The following is a 20,087-nucleotide window of genomic DNA, read 5'->3' as shown; positions in this document are numbered from 1 at the left end:
GTTAAACGACAATTATGAAAATGAGTTTTTCAAAAAAGAATATCTCCTCGCTAGTGCTTGTAACAGCACTCGGTTTGGCGGCTTGCAATAAGTTTAAGGACACTAACGTAAGCCCCAATGCGGTGACAACGCCCGTTACCTCAGCTTTGCTTACCAACGTTGAAACTTACCTCGGTTCAGACGCGATTGGACAAGCATCAGCCAGCAACGGCGCCCCGCTGTTTACTTATTACACGCCTTATTTTGTACAACACTTCAGCCAGATTCAATATCCCGACAACCAGCTTTACCCAACAACCGGCGTATCGTGGGACGTTTATTATTCGGGTGTTTTGGAAGATTTGCAGAAAATCATCGACGTAAATACAGCAAATCCTAACCCAACGGCGACGGGTGGCAATTCGGTGAACCAAATCCAGATTGCGCGGATTTTAAAGGCCTATTATTTTTCCATTGTTACCGATAAGTACGGCGATGTTCCTTACTTCAATGCGCTGAAAGGTGCGTTGCAAGTTCCTTACGACAAGCAACAAGCGATTTACAACGACTTGTTCAAGGAGTTAAAAGAAGCCTCGGCTGGTTTTCAAACGGGCGGTGCTGCTGTAACCGGCGACATCATTTATGGCGGTGATGCGAGTAAATGGAAACGCTTTGCCAATTCACTTCGCTTGTCATTGGCTTTGCGCCTTTCAAAAGTTGATCCGGCTACGGGCAAAACACAGTTCATGGCTGCATTGTCCGACCCTGGAGGCGTGATTGATGATAACGCTTACAACTTCAAGGTTACGTATCCGGGTGGAACGTTCAACTACCCGATGTACAACCTTACAACAGCTTCGGTGGTTGCCATTGCAAAACCACTGGCTGACCTGATGAACAATTATTCTGATCCGCGGGTTTTTGCTTACGGTCAGGCTAATGCTTCAGGTGTTGTAAAAGGCTTCCCTTACGGTTTGGATAGGACGGGTGCACAGTCATTCATTACGACCAATCCTGATTATAGCCTGGCTTATAATACAAACTACAAAAAGCAAACGTCCACCGCGTTTATTCTTACAGCTGCTTACGTTGATTTGATGAGAGCCGATGCTGCTATTGAATATGCAACCGGTGAAAATGCGTTCAACTTTTTGCAAAAAAGCATTACTGATTCATGGGCGCAATGGGGCGTTACCGGCGATATAGCTGCGTACCTGGTTAAAATTGGTGTAACGGCTGCCAATACACCGCTCCAAAAAATTCAGGAGCAAATGTGGATTGCCTTGTACGGTAGTGAAATGTTTGCCTGGGACGAATGGAGAAGAACCGGCGTGCCTGTACTCACACCGGCGCCTTCGGCAACAAACCCAAGCAAGCAAATTCCGAGAAGGTATCCTTATCCAAGCACCGAGGTGAACCTGAACAAAGCGGCTTATGCGGCTGCGGTTGGAGCTATGCCTTACGGTGGTGGCGATACCGAGGTTGCTAGAGTTTGGTGGGACAAGTAAGAACCAAGGTTATAGTTAGAATACTTAAAAGCCGTCCATATAGGACGGCTTTTTCTTTTGCAAAAAGTTCACTCAATGAGATCCGCTGCTCAATAACTGGTTATAATATATAAACAGACCGGCCAGATCTTTCTCTGATTTAAAGTTTGTCTTATGACTGGATACATACACGGAAACTTCCTGCGTCTTGCCGGTTAATGTCTCCAGTATCTCTTTTTTGTTTTTCGAAATTTTGCGGATGCCGTTTTGCTTGTCGTAAACATAAAGCATCTCCTTCGTGTCGTATCGCCTGATGGGAACGGAGCTTTGAATGGAGGTTCTGTCAACGTAAGATACTTTATAAGCTTTCAGTAGTGTTAGGCTGCCCTCCGAAAGCACTTCGTAAAATGTGTTTTCTGTAAACCCATCGGTTGCGGGAAATCCTGTCTTGAAAACCGTTTTTGTTGTGTCGTTGTCCGCCGCATTAAATTCCACAAAATCAATCGGAACCACAGCCGAATAATTTTGCCCAAGGCTGTCCTGGAAAAGCAATTCGTTGTCCAGAAGATTCACCATGGCTTTGAGGTTTGTATAAAGCCGGCCGTTCTTTAGTTTGATCGTTGCTACGCTTGCTTGTTGAGGAAAAAGAAAGCTGCCTTCTTCCTGCATGTCCGAATGCGAATAAATGGCCTTCCGGTTTAAAAAATCATAGGCCGCAAACGGAACGGGCGTTTGTAATTGCGGCATTGCGTTCCTGTTTTGTGCAAAGGCGAAGGACGGAAGGAGAAAAAAACAAAGCGATAGTTTCATGGCAATGATTTGCTTAAATTTAAAAAGGATTGCTAACAAAAGAATCAGGGTTCCGGCGCACTGCATTTATCGTTGTTTAAAAATTCCCTCTATTTCCCGCAGCAGTATGCCCCGAGCTTTTGTCTAACCAATAGCTCCCTTTGTCTAATCCGCCCTGTACAGAAACGATTGCTTTTTAAATTTTAAAATTAGACGTTCGATGAGAAAAATTACACTTCTGCTATCCATGCTGGTGCTGTCGGTGCTGGCATTTGCCCAGCGGACCGTCAGCGGTACCGTCCGGGACGAAAAAGGAGAACCTATTCCCTTCGCCACCATTACACAAGTTGGTAAAAACAACGCCACGCAAGCCGATGCCAACGGGGTTTTTAGTCTCAAGGTACCCGATGGTGCGCAACTGCGCATTACGGCTACCGGTCATCAGGAACAAACCGTAACGGTTTCCGGCAACACCGTAAATGCTACGCTGGCAACGACGCAGGCGCAGTTAGAAGAAGTGGTGGTGACGACTGCGCTTGGTATCCGCAAACAAAAAAAAGAAGTAGGTTATTCTACTACCCAAGTCTCCTCCAAAGACTTAACCTTAGGCCGGTCGCCAAATGTTGGGTCGGCCTTGTCCGGCAAAGTTGCGGGCTTGTCCATTATACAGCCCAACTCGGGAGTAACCAACGATGTACGCATTAACCTGAGAGGCAATCGGTCGCTGTTGGGAAACAACCAACCTATTTTGGTGGTAGATGGTTCCATTATCAACATCAATTACCTGAACCAAATTAACCCCAACGACATTGACAACATCAATATTTTGAAAGGCGCTGCTTCCACGGCCTTGTATGGCAACGAAGCATCAAACGGCGCCATTGTGATTACAACGAAAAAGGGAAGCCGCAACGCACCAACCATTACGGCCAGCAGCACCATCAACCTTGAAAGCATTTCCCTAATGCCCAAACTGCAAAACGAATTTGGTTCTTACGGTGGCGAGGGACTGGATGCGCAGGGACGTTCCAGCTATATTCCCTACGAGAACCAAAGCTACGGCCCCCGCTACGACGGCCACTCGGTTCCTTTGGGCAATCCCGTTCGGATTTACAACGCCGACGGCACTTTCCGGGATTCTACATTGATGGTGCCTTATGCTGCTGTGAAAAACGGTAAGCGGAATTTCTTCAACACCGGCGTTACCTATCAGCACAACGTAGCTTTTTCCACCGGCGATGCCACAGGCCAGTTTTATATTTCGGCTGAAGACATGCGAAGAAGCGGTACTGTGCCCGATGACAAGTCTGCCCGCAATTCTTTCCGCATCAATGCCAGCAAAGACATTCGCAAAATTTCGATAAGTGCAAACATCAACTATATCCGCTCAACCTACGACATCGTAGGGCCGGATGTAAACCAGGACCGCGCCGTTTATTGGAGTGTTTTGAATGCGCCTGCACACGTTGATTTTTCGAAGTTTAAAGACGTGGTGAACAATCCTTTTGCAACGCCGTCGGGCTATTTTAATGCTTATTACGGAAATCCCTGGTGGACCATTAAAAATTCAAGGCAAACAGATACAAGAGACAACATAATTTCCAATGCCCGTCTTGAATACCGTCCGTTAAGCTGGTTATCGGCTTCCTACACGGTGAACTACAACGCCTACTTTGACGAATACGCTTATCATCGCAACAGCGTTCAGTATAACGCCGGCGCTAAGTTTTATGCGGAGAACGGCTTTGACATTTACCCGGCATCGGGCGGATACAAAACATCAAACTATCCCGGTGTCACGCAGACAGGCTATCGCGAACGGTACAATTACAACCGTCTGCAAGGTGATTTCCTTCTGAATTTGCACCACGATTTCAGCAAGTTCACTTCCGTTCTGTTGTTAGGGCAAACAACCTATCAAATCAGGACCGATCAGAACGATCTGGGTTATGATCCTACTACCGGCTCGGTCAACAGCTATACGGACATTTCTGTGTGGGGACCTGCTTACGCAGTAGGTGCGCCCTTGTCTTATCACTACGAGTCAACCCGCAGAACTATTGGTGCTTTTGCGGACTTAACGCTTGGTTATAGCGGCTGGGCCTTTGTTCACGGCTCGTTGCGCAACGATTGGGATTCTCGTCTTGAAAAAAATAATCGCAGCTTTCTTTATCCTGCTGTAGATGTATCTGTGTTGTTTACAGATGCCATCCCGGCTTTGAAGAACAATCCCATTCTTACCTCCGGTAAAGTGCGGGTTTCTTATGCCAAAGTCGGCCAGGTAAATATAGACCCTTATGGCACCCGCGATATCTACACAGCACCGGCAAGCCTGGGCTTCCCTTATGCAACGGTTTCGGGCTTTGCCGTTGGATCAAGGTTTAACAACTTAAACATCAAACCGGAGTTCACCGCTGAAAAAGAAATAGGCTTGGAATTGGCCTGGTTGAAAAACCGCTTGCTAACCGATTTTGCTGTGTTCCGCACCAATACAACCAACCAAACCTTGCCTTTGGGTATTTCCGCTGCAACCGGAAGAACGCAGGCTTACCTGAACATTGGTGAAGTGCAAAACACCGGCTTTGAAGCGGACATTAAAGGAACTCTTATTCGTTCACGCAACTTCACTTGGACGGCAGGCGTCAATTACTCATACATTCAAAACAAGGTCATTTCAATTGCTCCGGGTGTGAACGAACAGCAACTTTTGAGCGCCGGTGGATTGGGTGGCGGTATCTATGCCATCGTAGGCCAGCCCTATCCAATTTTGAAAACGACAGACTGGAACCGCGATGACCAAGGCCGCATTATTGTGGACAAGTCAACCGGCTTGCCTACGCGCAACGCAACGCCTACGGCTTATGGGACAACGCAGGCGCCCAATCGCCTGGGCTTGAACACAACGCTTACCTACAAAAACTTTACGGCGGGTGCGGTAGCCGAGTTTCGCAGCGGGGCGGTTGTTCTTAATGCCATCGGCGCTGACCTTGACTTCACCGGTGTTTCTGTCAACAACACGAAGTTTAACCGCGAGAAATTTGTCATCCCGAATTCGTCTTATGACGACGGAACCGGTAAATACGTGGCCAATACAAGCGTAGTAACCAACACGGATGCATGGAATTTCTTTGGCAATATTTACAATACCGTTGGCTCTAATTATGTTACCAGCGCCGACTTCTGGAAATTAAGGGAAGTGTCTATCGGGTACAATCTGCCGGCGTCTTTCCTGGGCAAGACAAGAGTGATCAAAGCCGCAAACATTTCTTTGGTTGGCCGCGACTTGTTTATTTGGACCGTGAAGGAGAATATCTGGACCGACCCGGAATTCAGCAACACAACGGGTAACGGAACCGGTGTTACCAATATTAGCCAAACGCCGTCCACAAGGAAATATGGCATCAGCTTAAACCTTACTTTCTAATCATTCATCAATACCTTATTATGAAGAAATATCTGATTGTTCTTTTACTGGGCGGAAGCCTCCTTTCGGGATGTAAAAAGAACTTCCTTGACCTGACGGAGAACCCGAACTACCCGTCAACCGCAACGGCCGTGTCGCTGCTGGCCCCGGCCGAAGTAAAGACGGCGGCGATAGCCGTTGACCCGGGCTTGGCCATTGTAAATGTGTGGATGGGGTACTGGGCCTTTAGTCCAAACTATGCCGTAAACCAGGACAGCCGCGACTACCGTTTTACCAATACCTTGGGCCAGAGCACTTTCACCAATATCTACAGCAACGCTTATGACTACCAAAAGATCATTGATTTTGCGGTAGCCCAGAGCGATCCGGCACTGGAAGGAATGGGACGCACCATGAAATCGTTTTTGATGCAATGGGCGGTGGATATTTGGAACAACGTTCCGTACAGTCAGGCTTTTCAGGGCACGGCCAACAAAGCGCCGGCTTACGACGACGGTAAAGCCGTTTACGAAGCCATTTACGACGACCTGACGGTTGCAATTAATAAATTAAAAACTGCATCGAGTTTTCCAGACGCAACACAGGATCTCATTTTTGGCGGTAACAAAACCAAATGGATAAAATTTGCCAACACAGTTAAGCTGCGCATTTTGCTGCGCCAATCAGGAAGGGCCGACAGAGCCTCTTACATCACATCCAAGCTTGCGGCTGATTTTCCTTCCAGCGGTGGAACAATCAGTTCCTATTTCTTACAGGCCGGAGAAGGCGCAGTGGTTAATCCAGGCTATGTAAATACGGATTTGAAACAGAATCCTTACTACGCCAACTTCGGTTACAACGCCGCAGGTACTAAAACAGGGAACAATGATTTTTACAAAGCCTCTTCTTATTCTGTAAACTTTTATTTTCTCCAGAACGATCTGCGGCTGTTTTATGTTGCCAAGCCTGTAAGCACAGGCGGAATTACCTTTTTTGGCTACCATTTCCTGGGAAATGAAATGGGTTCGCAAGGCAACGGCGCGGTAACGTACTCCGACAATTTGGACAACTCTCCAATCGGTGGTCCCAACGGCGGTATTCCATACCGTAGCGCCACAGACCCGCAGCCGATTATGGGCGATTTTGAATCGTTGTTTTTACAAGCAGAAGCGGTGCAAAGAGGCTGGTTTACCGGCAATGCCAAGACAATATTTAATCAGGCGCAATTACAGTCTTTTATTTTCGACTTTGACAGGGTTGACGGTGCGGGTTCAGGTGCGGCCTATCAGGCGATGTTGACGCCAACCGCAGACAACAACTGGGATATGGCAACCGACAAAATCAAGTTGATCATCACACAAAAATGGGCAGCCTTTAACACGATCAACTTCATTGAGCCGTGGACGGAGTACCGCAGAACCGGTTATCCTCCAATCCCGCTTTCTAGCAGTGGCAGCCGCGGCCCCCGCATTCCCTTACGTTTAAAATACCCGCAAACAGAATACGACCTTAACGGTTCTAATGTAAACACACAGGGAACGATTGACCAGTTTACTTCGAAAATCTGGTGGATGCCATAACCTTCAATTATTTTAAAAAACAAACTATGCGTTTAAAATATTTAACGACTACAATCTTTGCCGGTACTTTACTATCGGGCTGTGTGAAAGAAAGGGGTGTCAATTTTGCCAACCAAACTTCGCCAACGACGAACGTGGCTAATTTCCCAAATCAAAGCGAAACCGCAGCCCTGGATATTTCGGCAACACCAACCACATATACGTTTTATGTAGAAGTAACGGCGGCCAATAATGTGATTCCCTCCGGTACATCGGTTTCCATTACTAAAAGCCCTGCGGTGGCCACTGCTGCCGGTTTTGAAGTTTTGCCCGATTCGGCTTATCAGTTGGTGAACACGACGGCGACCGTTGATCCCTCAACACACCTGGCCACTTTTCAACTGAAGATTTCTTCTACCAAAGTAGCTCCCGGTCACAATTACGGCCTTGGCTTTTCCATTGCCAGCGTTGGCAACGGCGTTACAATCGCGGGCAACAAAAACACCGATGCCATTGGCATTACGGTGAAAAATCCGTACGACGGCAACTATCATTCAAACGGTTACTTCTATCACCCTTCGTCGCCAAGGGCCATTACCAATTTAGCTAAAACGCTGTACACGGTGAATGCAACTACATCCATTACAACGCTGGGCGATTTGGGCAACCAGATTTATCTGACGGTGGACCCGGCAACAAACAAGGTAACCATTAGCGATGTAGGTGTTGGACCGGGCATTGCGCCAACGTCAACATTGACAGCCTTGCCTGCGCCGTTCACGCCCTTCGCGGGAAGCAATCCTTCTGTTTACAACAATACTTACAACCCCGCCACCAAGACTTTTTACTTGCGCTACGGTTATCTGGGTGGTACGGGATATCGAGTAACAGAGGAGATATTGACCCACGATTAATGCAGACTTCCCTAAACAAACAGCCGTTTTAAGCGGCTGTTTTAATTCATTTTTGTTAAGCTGCTTTGAAGTATAGTTGTTTACATTTGGAAACAATTTTTATATGGAGCAGCAAAACCAAATCAATATCGAAATCTCCGAAGAGGTAGCCGAAGGCAGTTATGCAAATCTTGCTATCATTACGCACTCACATGCTGAGTTTGTGATTGACTTTGTGAACGTGATGCCGGGTACGCCCAAGAGTAAAGTAAAAAGCCGCATCATTTTTACGCCGCAACACGCCAAGCGATTTATGAAAGCGCTTATCGAGAACGTGCAGCGTTACGAAGCCGCTAACGGCTCCATCAAAGACCTGGAAGAGGTTCAAGTACCGTTCAACTTTGGCGGGCCGGCCGCACAAGCCTAACTCAAAATCATTCATTAAAATGAAACAAGTCGTTTGCCTGCTGCTCGGAGTAATCCCGGTTTCTGTTTTTGCACAAGAGCCCGTCCGCGCCAACTTGTTTAACTCTGCCGACGGACGGCAGAACTTTTCAAACTACGCAGCACAGGCGCAAGTTAGCGTTGAACGAAAGCATTTTGAGCAAAGGCCAAATACCGTGGGCACGCAATACTTGTTTACCGACTGGGCGAAAGGAACCGTGGTAGATACAAAAGGCACCAGCTACGAAACCTACATGAACTACGACAAAGTGGGACAAAATCTTTACATGAAAATTAAGGACGACAGCACCGTGGTTTTTGTGGTGGACAAGGAGCAAATAAAATACGCCACGCTTCAAGGTGGCGGCGCTGCTTACTGGCTCGAACGCGTTCCTGTGCTGGACAACGCAAAGTTGTACAATCGCCTGACCGGCGGAAGCAAATACACCTTGTATTCTCTCACCAAGACAAAATTTATTGCCGCCAATTATTCAAGCAACGGCATTGTGTCATCGGGCAATATGTACGACGAGTTTAAAGACGAGACAACCTACTACATTGTACCGGCCAACGGAACGGCCAAAGAAATTTCGTTGAAGCGAAAATCCATCAATGCTGCTTTGCCTGCGGAGAAAGAAAGGCTTGAGTTGTTCTTTAAGAACTATGAAGGCGAGTGGAACGAAAAGCTTCTGACAGAGCTGGTTAATTTTCTAAACTCATAACACGGCTTCAAGGCATAAACAATTCAGTAAGGAGTTCTCACAAAATTCCTTCGTCCGCAAAACTGTAATAGCCGTCATCACTTACGATGAGGTGGTCAAGTACTTTAATGTCGAAGTATTTGGCCGCCTCTTTTATTTTTTGTGTCAACTCTTCGTCGGCGCGGCTAGGCTTTAAGCTGCCCGAGGGATGATTGTGGCAAAGAATCAAACTCACGGCCTCTTTTTCCAAAGCGGTTCGCAGAATAATGCGCGGGTCGGCCACCGTGCCGGTAATGCCGCCTTCGCTAATGATTTTAAAATCGTTGATTTTGTTGGCGCGGTTTAAAAAGATCACGGCAAACACTTCGTGCCGGTAATCACGCAAGGAGGTTTGCAGAAAAATGGCTACATCCGCACTGCTGCTAACGATGGATTTTTCCAGTGAAGCTGTTGCCTGCCGCCGCCGTCCAAGCTCCATGGCGGCGGCAATGGTAATGGCTTTGGCTTCGCCGATGCCTTTTATTTTCATCAACTCCGCAATGGGCACTTTTCCCAATTCGTTCAAATTATCTTTTCCCAAACGCAGCGCATCTTGCGCCAAATCCAGCGCACTTTTGGGGCCGCTGCCGGTGGCAATCAAAATCGCCAGCAGTTCGGAATTGCTCAGGGCTGCCGGCCCTTTGGAAAGTAGTTTTTCGCGAGGCCGGTCGTCTTTTGCCCATTGCTTAATGGAGTAATTCTGCTCTTGCATCGGTTAAAGTAAGCGACTAATTTCGAACCTGTCAATATCCCATTTTAAAACTTAAATCCTTTACTTATGAGACGAAATTCTACTCCTGCTATCGGTGCACTGCATCCCGTTCTTTTTATGTTGCTCGTTTACATTATTTCCATTGTGCTGGCCTTTTTTGTGTGCCGCACCATTTACTTCAGCCTTCATCCTGATGAAGGAACAGCAAGCCTGAAAGTGGAGAAGACCGAGAGACTTATGGCCGTGAAGTAATTTTTTTCTCAGGCGCTGAAATGTTTGCGGAAGGCTTCTGCCTATCTTCGCCGCCACATTTACCGCCATGATGAACCCCAACGCCAAAATTTTTGCCGGCACAGGCTCGCAAAACCTGGCCGAACAAATTTGTAAAAGTTACGGCTGCCAGCTTGGAAAAATCAACATTCAAAAATTCAGCGACGGCGAAATTCAGCCTATCTTTTTAGAAAGCATTCGCGGCGATTTTGTTTTCCTGGTGCAAAGCACGTACGCTCCTGCCGATAATTTAATGGAGTTGCTGCTGATGATTGATGCGGCCCGCCGCGCATCGGCCAACAAAATCATCGTGGTGATGCCGTACTACGGTTACTCGCGACAAGACCGGAAAGACCGTCCGCGTGTGGCCATCGGCTCAAAGCTGGTTGCCAACATGTTGGTGGCCGCCGGCGCCGACCGCATCATTACCATGGACCTGCACGCCCCGCAGATCCAGGGCTTTTTCGACATACCCGTTGATCACCTCGACTCCTCCGCTGTTTTTATACCTTATATAACACAACTTCGGCTTGAGAACCTTACTTTTGCGGCCCCCGACGTGGGCGCCACCAACCGCATTCGCGAAATCGCAACTTACTTTGAAGCCGAAATGGTGATTTGCGACAAGCACCGCAAGCGGGCCAACGAAATTGCGAGCATGGTGGTGATTGGCGACGTGACAAACAAAGACATCGTTATCATTGACGACATCTGCGACACGGCGGGAACGCTGAAAAAAGCGGCGGCTCTTTTAAAAGAAAAAGGCGCACGAAGCGTAAGGGCTCTCATCACGCACCCGGTGTTAAGCGGTAAGGCTTATCAAAACATTGAGGAAAGCGTGCTGGAAGAACTGGTGGTGACCGATACCATTCCTTTAAAAATGGAGTCGGAGAAAATAAAGTGCATCACCACAGCCGAACTCTTTGCCGTTGCCATTCGCAATGCGTACGAAAACAAGAGCATCAACAACCTCTTTTTTCACTCGCAGCGGCGGGATAAATAAGCTGATAGCTGAAAGCTGTTAGCTCATGACTTGTTTTAAACAAACACTCATAAACAATGAAGACAATTACAATCGAAGGACAACTGAGGACCGAACACGGGAAGGCAGCCACCCGCCAACTTCGCTCTCAGGAACTTGTGCCTGGTGTAATTTACGGAGGCGCACAGGAGATTAATTTTTCCGCTCCGGCCAAGGCTTTCAAGCTGTTGGTTTACACTCCCAACTTCCAGTTAGCCAACGTAACGGTGGACGGCAAAACCTATCGCTGCATTTTGAAAGATTTGCAGTTTGACAAGGTGAGCGACGAACTGATTCACGTTGATCTGTTGGAACTCGTAGAAGACAAAAAAGTAGTCGCGCAAATTCCGCTGAAATTCGTTGGCGCCGCTGCCGGTGTAAAAGCAGGCGGCCGTTTGGTGCCGAAAATGAAATCGCTGAAAGTAAAAACTTATCCCAAGCATTTGCGTGAACAAATTGAAGTGAACGTGGACGCGTTGGAGATTGGCGGCAACCTGCGTGTGGAAGACGTGAAAGACGAGAATTATGAAATCATGAACTCGCCGCGTATTCCCATTGTTTCGGTTGTTACCACCCGTGCTTTGCGCCAGGAAGAAGCCGCTACGGCTTCGGCCCCAGCCAAAGCTGCGCCGGCTAAGGCGGCACCTGCAAAAAAATAGACTGCGGATTGCCGGGATTTCAAAGGATTATCAGGATTGCTCAAAAGGCAATCCTTTTTTGTTTAACCGCGGATTACCGGGGTTCTAAAGGGATTGTCGGAATGCTTAAACCGGTTCATCTTTATTAATGATGAATGGGAAGGAACGGATTAACACGCTTTGAGAAAGGGAGCATATCTTGCACAACTTTATTCAATAAAAGGGCTGTTGGGAGAGAAAGACGAAATCATGCGTGAGCAAAATCCCGGCAATCCTTTAAAAATCCAGATAATCAGTGGTTAAGTTTTTGATTGTTGGCTTGGGAAATGTAGGGTCCGAATACGCACACACACGTCACAACATCGGCTTCGATGTGGCGATGGCCTTTATTACAAAGCACGGTGGGCAGTTGCGGCAGGACCGGTTGGCCTACGTGGCCGACGTACGCTGGAAGGGAAAAATATTTGTGTGCATTTGCCCGACAACCTTTATGAACCTAAGTGGAAAGTCCGTGAAGTATTGGATGGACAAAGAAAAAGTTCCGCTCGAAAACGTTTTGGTGATTGTGGATGACGTGGCCATTCCGTTAACCAAAATCCGCATTCGTTCTGGCGGCAGCGACGGTGGCCACAACGGCTTGCGCAGTCTCCAGGAATCATTGGGAACAACGGACTATCCAAAGCTGCGTTTTGGCATCGGAAACAATTATCCAAAAGGGGCGCAGGCGGCTTTTGTTTTGGGCAAATGGTTAAAGGAAGAAGAGCCATTGGTAAAAAAGAAAATTGAGGTCTGCGTGGATGTGATTGAAACCGTTGCCACAGCTGGCATTGCGAATGCTATGAACAAATTCAACAATCTGGAAATATCGCTATGAGGATAAAAATTAATTCGTTTACTTTGGCAAACCAACTTGCTTAGCAAACCGCGTACTATCCAATCCCTCCTCTGCTAAAGCCCGAAATATAAAGGATAAACAGTGCCGCCTAAACGGGATCAGTATCCTTGTTATTTACCATAAACCTAAATAAGTATGAAAATTTTTTGCGTCGGACGCAACTACTCCGACCACGCCAAAGAACTGAAGAACGAGATTCCCGATGAGCCGGTTATTTTCATGAAGCCCAAGAGTGCCTTGCTTCAGCCGCACACGCCGTTTTATTATCCCGAGTTTACCAACGAGCTTCATTACGAATGCGAACTGGTGCTGCGCATCTCCAAAAACGGCAAATACATCCAGGAGAAATTCGCCAATAAATATTACGACGCCGTTACCACCGGCATTGACTTTACGGCCCGCGACATTCAGAACGAATTAAAACAAAAAGGCCTGCCGTGGGAAAAGGCAAAGGCCTGGGACAATTCGGCCGTCATCGGCAAATGGGTTCCGTTTGCCAACGTTAAAGACCGAAATAAAATCGCCTTTTCATTGTTTAAAAACAAAGAGAAGGTTCAGGAAGGAAATTCGGAAGACATGATCTTCGACTTCGATTACATTGTGTCCTACATCTCCAACTTTTTTTCCATCAACATAGGTGACCTGATATTTACCGGTACGCCAGCAGGCGTAGGCGAGATTGTAGTAGGTGATGAAATAGAAGCCTTCATGGAAGAGCAAAGCATGATGACGCTTGAAGTGAAATAATTCCCCCTGTCCCTCTAAAGGGGTGACTTGGGTCGGTGAAACTTTCGTTCCGCAGCCATTCCTTTAAGAGAATATTTTAAACCAGAAGCTATTGCTTCTGGTTTTTATTTGACGCTTCTATTTTCGTAAATCATCAAACGATAATTTGCAACCCAAATTCAATCTAACGAATGCCTGAAAAAAATGAAAGCAACAACAACCTAAGTCACCCCTTTAGGGGGATAGGGGGAATAGACAGAAACTTGCTCCTTCGTGCTTACCGGTTAATGTACAGTGCAAAACTGATGGCCGAAGCTTACGAGGCGAACCGTTCTATTACCAAATACGTTCACTCTACTTCCCGTGGCCACGAGGCCATTCAATTAGCCGCTGCTTTTCATTTATTGCCGCAGGATTGGGTGAGTCCATACTACCGTGATGAAAGCCTGTTGTTGGGCATGGGCTGGTCGCCGTACGAACTGATGCTGCAACTGCTAACCAAAGCAGATGACCCTTTCTCTGGCGGAAGAAGCTATTATTCTCACCCAAACTCACGATCCGAAGACAAACCAAAAATCATTCATCAGAGCAGCGCCACAGGTATGCAGGTGATACCGACAACCGGTGTGGCGCAGGGCATACAATACCTCGAAGAGGTCCACAGACGACGGATAACGGGCGGCAATGCAGCAGCTATGGACCGTGAACTGTCAACCGTGGACACAAAGCCAATTGTTCTTTGCTCGCTTGGCGATGCCAGTGTAACCGAAGGGGAAGTGAGCGAGGCTTTGCAGTTTGCCGTTCTCAAACAATTGCCGATCATTTATCTGGTGCAGGACAACGAATGGGGCATTAGTGTAAGTGCCGAAGAAGGACGTGCGATGGATGCGTATGAATATGCCGAAGGTTTTAAAGGAGTAAACAAAGTTCGCGTTGACGGCACTGATTTTTTTGAGAGCTATAGTGTGATGCAAAAGGTGATTGCCGATGTGCGTGAGCATCGCAGACCGTGGCTCGTTCATGCAAAAGTTTGTTTGCTCAATCATCATACAAGCGGTGTGCGAAAAGAGTTTTACCGCAGCAACGAAGACTTGGCAAAACACGCTTGCAACGATCCTTTCGTCAAGTTTAAAAACTACGTTGTTGGTGATTTTGGCGACAACTATACACACACGATGGAAGAAGAGGTGGCGGCAGAAATCAAAGAAGCATTTGAAAAAGCTGTTGCTGCTTCTGAACCCGATCCATCAACCGTTGCTGAACACGTTTTTGCACCAACGCCAATAACTGAAGAAAGCGGCGAACGTTCGCCGCAAGGCAAAGAAAAAGTGTTGATGGTGGATGCGGCTTTGTTTGCCATTCGCGAGTTGATGGAAGACCACGAAGAATGTTTGCTTTACGGGCAAGACGTGGGCAAGCGATTGGGGGGCGTGTTTCGCGAAGCGGCAACATTGGGAGAGAAATTTGGCGATCACCGCGTGTTCAACACTGCCATACAAGAAGCTTACATTATTGGTTCAACGGTTGGCATGAGTGCCGTTGGCTTAAAGCCAATTGTAGAAGTGCAATTTGCCGATTACATCTATCCCGGCTTCAATCAACTTGTCAGCGAAATTTCTAAGTCCTGCTATTTGTCGTGTGGCAAATTTCCTGTGTCCACCATCATTCGCGTGCCTATCGGTGCTTATGGCGGCGGCGGACCTTATCACAGCGGCAGCGTGGAAACAACCTTGTTGAGCATTAAAGGAATCAAGATTGCTTACCCAAGCAACGCGGCCGATATGAAAGGTTTGATGAAGGCTGCATATTACGACCCCAATCCCGTTGTGATGCTGGAGCACAAAGGACTTTATTGGAGCAAAGTGCCGGGCGCTGAAGAAGCAAAAACAGTCGAGCCTTCAAGAGATTATGTTCTTCCGTTTGGCAAAGCCGCCGTTGCTTTAAAGGCAAGCGACGATGCTGTATTTAACGGCGAATCAGTTTGCGTAATCACTTATGGAATGGGTGTGTATTGGGCAAAAGCGGCCGCCAAAAATTTTGATCAGCAAATTGAAATCATTGATTTAAGAACCTTGTTTCCACTGGACGAAGAAACCGTTTTTTCAAGCGTAAAAAAGCACGGCAAATGTTTGGTGTTAACCGAAGAGCAGCAAAATAATTCTTTTGCTGAAGCCTTGGCAGGAAGAATTTCGAAAGCATGCTTTAGTTGGTTAGATGCGCCCGTCGAAGTTTTGGGTGCGTTAAACTTGCCGGCCGTTCCACTCAACACAGGATTGGAAGCGGCCATGTTGCCCAACGCAGACAAGGTGAAGAAGAAGTTGCAAGCTTTGTTGAACTACTAAAATAAAAAAGAAAAGGCTTTCCATTTTCGAAAGCCTTTTCTTTTAGGACAGTTTACTTCGGCATTACATCAAAGTCGCCCGACTTTAACGGCCCCGTTCCGTAAGCAATGCGGTTGCCGTTATTATCGTGAACGGCAAAGCTCACAACATCCGGTGTGCCCTGCGGTTGGTTGGGTGTTCTGTTGTTGGCAATCAAAAGCCAATAACGGCAACCGCGTGCATTTGGCGAAACGTCGGCGTTGCACTTGCCGGTAAGAAAAACGGTGGGATTGTGCTTGCCAAAGGAATTAATCAGGTCAACAGAAGTCGCAACGAATACGCCTTTTGCGCTATCGCTTAAATCTACACGGATGGTGAACGTGCCGACGATCACTGGATACAAATCCGGAACGGGATCAAAATGCACGTCAATATTTACAGTGAAGATGCCGGCGTGTGCCACGTCTTGCCGGCTTTGAATGAATACGTCGCCGGTGCCTTTGACTTTGCTGATGTCCGATACGTGGAAGGCGGGAATACTCATTGTCATGATAAAAGGTTTTATGGTTTAAAAATGATGGTGTAACGCTTGGTTCTTTGCAGTTAAAAGAACGGTTGCAGTTTTCAAACCCTTTTATTCCCGGGAGAAGATTAATTTATCGTCATCAAAAGGACAAAGTAAATATAGGCAGTCTGGTGAAGAACGGCAATAACCCGAAGGAGTAATGCTTTTGACTTAGTGATGTTTCTTGGAAACGGAAAATGATAAAGACCGTGATGGTTTAAGGGATTTAATGTGCAGCCTTCAATTCTTTTTCAAATGAATCTTTCAGCATTTGCGCAGCGGCTAAAGATTCCAACATAATAATTGGAAAATCGGCGGCCATTTTTTGACCGGCACTGGTCTTGTAAAACTTCACAAGCTGTTTTAATTCGGCGTAAGAAAAACGGTTGCGGTAAAGCCAGATGGTGGCGTTGTCAAGCCAGCGTTTGCCGCTGCCGGTGGTGAAAAAGTCAGCAAATTTTTTTTGCACATCGGCAGGTGTTTCGCCTTTTTGCCGGTCTTCTTCCAGCTTGAATGCAATGGCTTCGTTTACATTAAAACCACCGCGCAGTTTTCGCAATTCAATAATTTTTTGCGTGATCTTATCTGCCGGCGGCGACGTTGTGTCGGGCTTGTAGGTGCTGACTTCTTTGGTAATTCTTTCAATCGCCGCAAAGCCTTGCGTATGCATGGCCGTATCGTTTGTTTGCGCCAGCGCAATGTGAACGAAAATCATTGGTGCTAAAAAAAACAAAAGCAGTTTTTTCATGTGCAGAAGATAAGTTATTTGTGTAATAGCAGCGACAGAGAAGATTGTTTGTAGAATTACGCAAGAAGAAGCACACAATGCGCCGCATTATGCAATCGAAACTTTTTTGCCCGTGCATGCCGCTTCGTAAATGGCTTGCATAACCTTGATGTCTTTCAAGCCTTCCTCGCCGGTAATGTGCGAAGGCAATTGCTTTCCGGCCAACAACACTTTCGCTATCTCGTCGCACTGAACCGCCTGTTGATTTGTTTCGGGAAAATGCAATTCGCCTTTGCTTGTTTTGCCACGGAACGGGCCGTAACTGATGGCCGGACTCAATTCAAAACTCCCGTTCTCCGCCGAAGCGTACAGGCGGTCAATGCCGCAGTTGTAAGTACTTGTGCAATTGGCCAATGCACCCGAAGGAAAATCGGCTTGCCACGTAACGGACGCTTCTACTTCTTTAAACAAATTCGCATCGGTGATGGGGCCAAATTGTGCCGTAACCGAAAGCGGCTCTTCGCCCGTGATGTAGCGACTTGCCTGCACGCAATAAATGCCCACGTTCATTAACGGGCCGCCGCCGGCAAGTGCTTTCTTCAGGCGCCATTCGTTTGGGTCGCCGGTTTTGTAACCAAGCGACGCTTCCACCAATCGTACTTGCCCAAAAACTTTTTCCTGCCCCAGCCGTTTCATTTCCATGTTGTACGGTTCGTAGTGCAAACGATAACCAATCGCCATTTGCACGCCGGCTTTTTTGCAGGCGTCAATCATCTCTTCGCAGTCGGCAGCGGTGATGGCCATGGGCTTTTCGACGATGACGTGCTTGCCAGCTCGTGCTGTTCTTATCGCAAACTCTTTGTGCATCGAATTGGGCAAGACGATATAAACAACATCAATGTCTTTGTTGTTCTTAATGCCGTCAAAGTTTTGATAGTTGTAAACGTTTGCGTCGGGAATGTTGTAACGTTTTTTCCAGTCAACGGCTTTTGACGGCGTGCCGGTAACAATGCCGGCCAGACGGCAATACTGCGCTTCCTGCAAGCCTTCGGCAAGATAACCGGCGTAACGTCCCAAACCAACAAGGGCAATGTTTAACTTCTTGCCATCGTACACTGTGTTTTTGTTTTTACAGGCCGTTGTAAACGACGGCAAGGCCGCGCCAACGGCACTCACGCCAACTGCGGCACTGGCGCTTTGCAAAAAGTGACGGCGCGAAAATTTTTTCATGGTTTGTTATTAAAGAGGGTTGAGCGTTAACTTTCTTTCTCCACCACAACGGCCGTTCCGTAAGCCAATACTTCGGTAAGGCCGCTCATTACTTCGTTGGCATCGTAGCGCATGTTAATAATAGCATTGGCGCCTAAATCGCGGCCGTGTTTGATCATCAGTTGCAAAGCGTCCTCGCGGGTTTGTTCGCAAAGCTGTGTGTAAATGGCGCTCTTGCCGCCGAAGATCGTCATGAAGCCACCGGCCAGGTTACCCAAGATGCTTCTCGAACGTACGGTAATGCCGCGAACCAGTCCCAATTGTTTTGTAACGCGGTAGCCTTCCAGCGACGTGCTGGTTGTAACGAAGATTTGTTCGTTCATGCAAAAGTTTTAAACCTGAATGATTAAAGTTCGGATGAAGGAAAGAACATTCCTAAAAATGGCGATTGCCGGTTGTATTCTGCGGATGAATGAGCGATTTATTGCAATAAGTGGAGGCGTCAAATTCCTGCACGTTCATGGAGAGAATGGAAAGGTTCGGAAACAACTCGTTTAATCGTTCAATCGTCTTTCGCGAAAGCGTTGCTTTTTGTTCGGTGCTCCGGCCTTGCATAATGTGTGCGAAAACGTGAATGAAATCTTTTTTGTTTTCGCCCAGCTTGTAGAACGTGTAAGGATTGAGGCGAACCTTGATGTCGTTTTGTGCGAACAAAGCTGTGGATTCCGCAACATCATAAACCGCTTGCATCATTTCTTCGGGTGTTCGTTGCGTGAGTACGTTTTCGGAACAATCAATGATGAAATGAGGCATGATTTGTTTTTCTTTTAGAGAGAGGGTTCCTTCTAACGTCCAAAGCATTTGTGAAGGCATGGAATTAGACTTACCTAAGCTTCAATTTCGCTTTGTTGTTGATTAATGATTTGTCGGTGAAAGGTAGCCCTTCGGCCATGCTTTTTACAAATGCTATGTTGTACGTTCGCCTTAGTCTTCCAAGTTTAGGGACTGAATGATATTTTTTAGACTTCTATCGTCTATATTTTCAAACTCAGACTTGTCATAAATAGTCAACAAATAAACTTCTTTGTTAGCTTTCATTACATATGTGATAACCCGCCCACCACCTCTTTTTCCCTTTCCTTTGCTTTTAATAGCGAGTCGGATTTTATAGGTATCGCTGCCTAATGGCGTTCCAGTCTCTGGAGTGTTTGACAACGTATTATTCAGTTCTGTCAGTTCCTCTTTTAAGGATGCATATTTTTTGGAAAGTCTCTTTGCTTCTTTTTTGAACTTATCTGATGGAATAACACTAAAGCTCATTCAAAAAATCGTTTAGTGTTTGCTTTTGTCCTTTTTGCTTTTTGAGAATAGCAACTTGGTCAAAGGCTTCTCTTAGATCGGAGCGAAGTTTTAAGGTTTGCTCATATTTTTTGAGCTTGTTCAGTACTTTCTCCCACTCATTCAAAGGCAACTGCACCGCTTGGGTATTGCCGTTTAGATCATTCACGTATTGAAGTGCAATTTTCATATTCCAAATTTACAAGTTTTACCTAAAAAATAGCCGCTAAAAGGTGACGCACAAAGTTGTATTGCCGCATATTCTTGTTCCAAACTTAATTAAAAATCAATCGAAAACTGAACAAGGAAACTCATTGCGGTAAAGAGTTCTGAACGCAGAAGAGTGCGACGCAACAAAAACAAAAAGCACT

The 20,087-nt window shown here is 46.8% G+C and carries 21 protein-coding genes; 12 read left to right on the top strand and 9 right to left on the bottom strand.

Annotated features, from left to right (window positions below; genetic code table 11):
- Nucleotides 1-14: 14 nt before the first annotated feature.
- Nucleotides 15-1,487 carry a SusD/RagB family nutrient-binding outer membrane lipoprotein gene (locus tag FSB75_RS13505; RefSeq protein ID WP_146788458.1) on the top strand — a complete coding sequence of 491 codons (1,473 nt, stop codon included), beginning with the start codon at nt 15-17 and terminating at the stop codon, nt 1,485-1,487.
- Nucleotides 1,488-1,559: 72 nt separating this feature from the next.
- Here FSB75_RS13505 and FSB75_RS13500 read toward each other — a convergent pair whose 3' ends face one another.
- Nucleotides 1,560-2,276, bottom strand: coding sequence for a hypothetical protein (locus FSB75_RS13500; RefSeq protein WP_146788455.1), 717 nt, complete (start codon nt 2,274-2,276; stop codon nt 1,560-1,562).
- Between the two features lie 199 nt (nt 2,277-2,475).
- Between FSB75_RS13500 and FSB75_RS13495 the strand changes: the two genes are divergently transcribed.
- The 5 genes from FSB75_RS13495 to FSB75_RS13475 all read left to right on the top strand — a co-directional run bounded on the left by FSB75_RS13495 (nt 2,476) and on the right by FSB75_RS13475 (nt 9,276).
- Nucleotides 2,476-5,679 (top strand): SusC/RagA family TonB-linked outer membrane protein, encoded by a 3,204-nt coding sequence (locus tag FSB75_RS13495; protein ID WP_146788451.1) that lies wholly within the window; start codon nt 2,476-2,478, stop codon nt 5,677-5,679.
- Between the two features lie 20 nt (nt 5,680-5,699).
- Nucleotides 5,700-7,238 carry a SusD/RagB family nutrient-binding outer membrane lipoprotein gene (locus FSB75_RS13490; protein ID WP_146788448.1) on the top strand — a complete coding sequence of 513 codons (1,539 nt, stop codon included), beginning with the start codon at nt 5,700-5,702 and terminating at the stop codon, nt 7,236-7,238.
- A gap of 26 nt (nt 7,239-7,264) precedes the next feature.
- Nucleotides 7,265-8,131, top strand: a complete 867-nt coding sequence (locus FSB75_RS13485; protein WP_146788445.1) for a BT_3044 domain-containing protein — start codon at nt 7,265-7,267, stop codon at nt 8,129-8,131.
- A gap of 103 nt (nt 8,132-8,234) precedes the next feature.
- A complete protein-coding gene (locus FSB75_RS13480) occupies nt 8,235-8,537 on the top strand; it encodes a DUF3467 domain-containing protein (RefSeq protein ID WP_146788442.1) in 303 nt (100 codons plus the stop codon).
- Nucleotides 8,538-8,556: 19 nt separating this feature from the next.
- A complete protein-coding gene (locus tag FSB75_RS13475) occupies nt 8,557-9,276 on the top strand; it encodes a hypothetical protein (protein ID WP_146788439.1) in 720 nt (239 codons plus the stop codon).
- A 37-nt stretch (nt 9,277-9,313) separates the two neighbouring features.
- Here the strand turns inward: FSB75_RS13475 and radC are convergent, their stop codons facing one another.
- Nucleotides 9,314-10,006 (bottom strand): RadC family protein, encoded by a 693-nt coding sequence (gene radC / locus FSB75_RS13470; protein WP_146788437.1) that lies wholly within the window; start codon nt 10,004-10,006, stop codon nt 9,314-9,316.
- Between the two features lie 66 nt (nt 10,007-10,072).
- Between radC and FSB75_RS13465 the strand changes: the two genes are divergently transcribed.
- The 6 genes from FSB75_RS13465 (at nt 10,073) to FSB75_RS13440 (ending at nt 15,898) form a co-directional block, all read left to right on the top strand.
- A complete protein-coding gene (locus FSB75_RS13465; RefSeq protein ID WP_146788434.1) occupies nt 10,073-10,258 on the top strand; it encodes a hypothetical protein in 186 nt (61 codons plus the stop codon).
- Between the two features lie 67 nt (nt 10,259-10,325).
- Nucleotides 10,326-11,279, top strand: coding sequence for a ribose-phosphate pyrophosphokinase (locus tag FSB75_RS13460; protein WP_227990583.1), 954 nt, complete (start codon nt 10,326-10,328; stop codon nt 11,277-11,279).
- 56 nt (nt 11,280-11,335) lie between these two features.
- Nucleotides 11,336-11,956 carry a 50S ribosomal protein L25 gene (locus FSB75_RS13455; RefSeq protein ID WP_146788431.1) on the top strand — a complete coding sequence of 207 codons (621 nt, stop codon included), beginning with the start codon at nt 11,336-11,338 and terminating at the stop codon, nt 11,954-11,956.
- Between the two features lie 274 nt (nt 11,957-12,230).
- Entirely contained in the window at nt 12,231-12,809 is a 579-nt protein-coding gene (gene pth / locus FSB75_RS13450; protein WP_146788428.1) for an aminoacyl-tRNA hydrolase, read from the top strand.
- Nucleotides 12,810-12,965: 156 nt separating this feature from the next.
- Nucleotides 12,966-13,577 (top strand): fumarylacetoacetate hydrolase family protein, encoded by a 612-nt coding sequence (locus FSB75_RS13445; protein WP_146788425.1) that lies wholly within the window; start codon nt 12,966-12,968, stop codon nt 13,575-13,577.
- Between the two features lie 170 nt (nt 13,578-13,747).
- Nucleotides 13,748-15,898: an alpha-ketoacid dehydrogenase subunit alpha/beta gene (locus FSB75_RS13440; RefSeq protein ID WP_146788421.1), complete on the top strand. Its 2,151-nt coding sequence runs from the start codon at nt 13,748-13,750 to the stop codon at nt 15,896-15,898.
- A 52-nt stretch (nt 15,899-15,950) separates the two neighbouring features.
- On the opposite strand, the gene FSB75_RS13435 is transcribed toward FSB75_RS13440, so the two are convergent.
- The 7 genes from FSB75_RS13435 to FSB75_RS13405 form a co-directional block, all read right to left on the bottom strand.
- Entirely contained in the window at nt 15,951-16,427 is a 477-nt protein-coding gene (locus FSB75_RS13435) for a hypothetical protein (protein WP_146788418.1), read from the bottom strand.
- Between the two features lie 241 nt (nt 16,428-16,668).
- Nucleotides 16,669-17,190: a DUF2059 domain-containing protein gene (locus FSB75_RS13430; protein ID WP_146788415.1), complete on the bottom strand. Its 522-nt coding sequence runs from the start codon at nt 17,188-17,190 to the stop codon at nt 16,669-16,671.
- Between the two features lie 87 nt (nt 17,191-17,277).
- Nucleotides 17,278-18,399 carry a Gfo/Idh/MocA family protein gene (locus FSB75_RS13425; RefSeq protein WP_146788411.1) on the bottom strand — a complete coding sequence of 374 codons (1,122 nt, stop codon included), beginning with the start codon at nt 18,397-18,399 and terminating at the stop codon, nt 17,278-17,280.
- A 26-nt stretch (nt 18,400-18,425) separates the two neighbouring features.
- Nucleotides 18,426-18,761: a YbjQ family protein gene (locus tag FSB75_RS13420; protein WP_146788408.1), complete on the bottom strand. Its 336-nt coding sequence runs from the start codon at nt 18,759-18,761 to the stop codon at nt 18,426-18,428.
- A gap of 52 nt (nt 18,762-18,813) precedes the next feature.
- Nucleotides 18,814-19,251: a 5-carboxymethyl-2-hydroxymuconate Delta-isomerase gene (locus tag FSB75_RS13415; protein WP_227990582.1), complete on the bottom strand. Its 438-nt coding sequence runs from the start codon at nt 19,249-19,251 to the stop codon at nt 18,814-18,816.
- A 111-nt stretch (nt 19,252-19,362) separates the two neighbouring features.
- Nucleotides 19,363-19,698, bottom strand: a complete 336-nt coding sequence (locus FSB75_RS13410) for a type II toxin-antitoxin system RelE/ParE family toxin (protein ID WP_146788405.1) — start codon at nt 19,696-19,698, stop codon at nt 19,363-19,365.
- On the bottom strand, nt 19,688-19,906 hold the full coding sequence (locus FSB75_RS13405; RefSeq protein WP_146788402.1) for a hypothetical protein: 219 nt from the start codon (nt 19,904-19,906) through the stop codon (nt 19,688-19,690). The genes FSB75_RS13410 and FSB75_RS13405 overlap by 11 nt, the downstream gene beginning before the upstream one ends.
- Between the last annotated feature and the right edge of the window lie 181 nt (nt 19,907-20,087).

This window comes from Flavisolibacter ginsenosidimutans, assembly GCF_007970805.1.
In the GTDB taxonomy this organism is placed as follows: domain Bacteria; phylum Bacteroidota; class Bacteroidia; order Chitinophagales; family Chitinophagaceae; genus Flavisolibacter; species Flavisolibacter ginsenosidimutans.
This window is presented reverse-complemented; position numbering and strand designations above follow the sequence as displayed.

Coding starts and splice junctions, on each gene's coding strand:
- FSB75_RS13410 (WP_146788405.1), bottom strand. CDS start 19,698: ATGAGCTTTAGTGTTATTCCATCAGATAAGTTCAAAAAAGAAGCAAAG.
- FSB75_RS13440 (WP_146788421.1), top strand. CDS start 13,748: ATGCCTGAAAAAAATGAAAGCAACAACAACCTAAGTCACCCCTTTAGG.
- FSB75_RS13415 (WP_227990582.1), bottom strand. CDS start 19,251: ATGCCTTCACAAATGCTTTGGACGTTAGAAGGAACCCTCTCTCTAAAA.
- FSB75_RS13455 (WP_146788431.1), top strand. CDS start 11,336: ATGAAGACAATTACAATCGAAGGACAACTGAGGACCGAACACGGGAAG.
- FSB75_RS13505 (WP_146788458.1), top strand. CDS start 15: ATGAAAATGAGTTTTTCAAAAAAGAATATCTCCTCGCTAGTGCTTGTA.
- FSB75_RS13480 (WP_146788442.1), top strand. CDS start 8,235: ATGGAGCAGCAAAACCAAATCAATATCGAAATCTCCGAAGAGGTAGCC.
- FSB75_RS13495 (WP_146788451.1), top strand. CDS start 2,476: ATGAGAAAAATTACACTTCTGCTATCCATGCTGGTGCTGTCGGTGCTG.
- FSB75_RS13490 (WP_146788448.1), top strand. CDS start 5,700: ATGAAGAAATATCTGATTGTTCTTTTACTGGGCGGAAGCCTCCTTTCG.
- FSB75_RS13420 (WP_146788408.1), bottom strand. CDS start 18,761: ATGAACGAACAAATCTTCGTTACAACCAGCACGTCGCTGGAAGGCTAC.
- FSB75_RS13445 (WP_146788425.1), top strand. CDS start 12,966: ATGAAAATTTTTTGCGTCGGACGCAACTACTCCGACCACGCCAAAGAA.
- FSB75_RS13465 (WP_146788434.1), top strand. CDS start 10,073: ATGAGACGAAATTCTACTCCTGCTATCGGTGCACTGCATCCCGTTCTT.
- FSB75_RS13475 (WP_146788439.1), top strand. CDS start 8,557: ATGAAACAAGTCGTTTGCCTGCTGCTCGGAGTAATCCCGGTTTCTGTT.
- radC (WP_146788437.1), bottom strand. CDS start 10,006: ATGCAAGAGCAGAATTACTCCATTAAGCAATGGGCAAAAGACGACCGG.
- FSB75_RS13485 (WP_146788445.1), top strand. CDS start 7,265: ATGCGTTTAAAATATTTAACGACTACAATCTTTGCCGGTACTTTACTA.
- FSB75_RS13425 (WP_146788411.1), bottom strand. CDS start 18,399: ATGAAAAAATTTTCGCGCCGTCACTTTTTGCAAAGCGCCAGTGCCGCA.
- FSB75_RS13460 (WP_227990583.1), top strand. CDS start 10,326: ATGATGAACCCCAACGCCAAAATTTTTGCCGGCACAGGCTCGCAAAAC.
- FSB75_RS13500 (WP_146788455.1), bottom strand. CDS start 2,276: ATGAAACTATCGCTTTGTTTTTTTCTCCTTCCGTCCTTCGCCTTTGCA.
- FSB75_RS13430 (WP_146788415.1), bottom strand. CDS start 17,190: ATGAAAAAACTGCTTTTGTTTTTTTTAGCACCAATGATTTTCGTTCAC.
- FSB75_RS13435 (WP_146788418.1), bottom strand. CDS start 16,427: ATGACAATGAGTATTCCCGCCTTCCACGTATCGGACATCAGCAAAGTC.
- FSB75_RS13405 (WP_146788402.1), bottom strand. CDS start 19,906: ATGAAAATTGCACTTCAATACGTGAATGATCTAAACGGCAATACCCAA.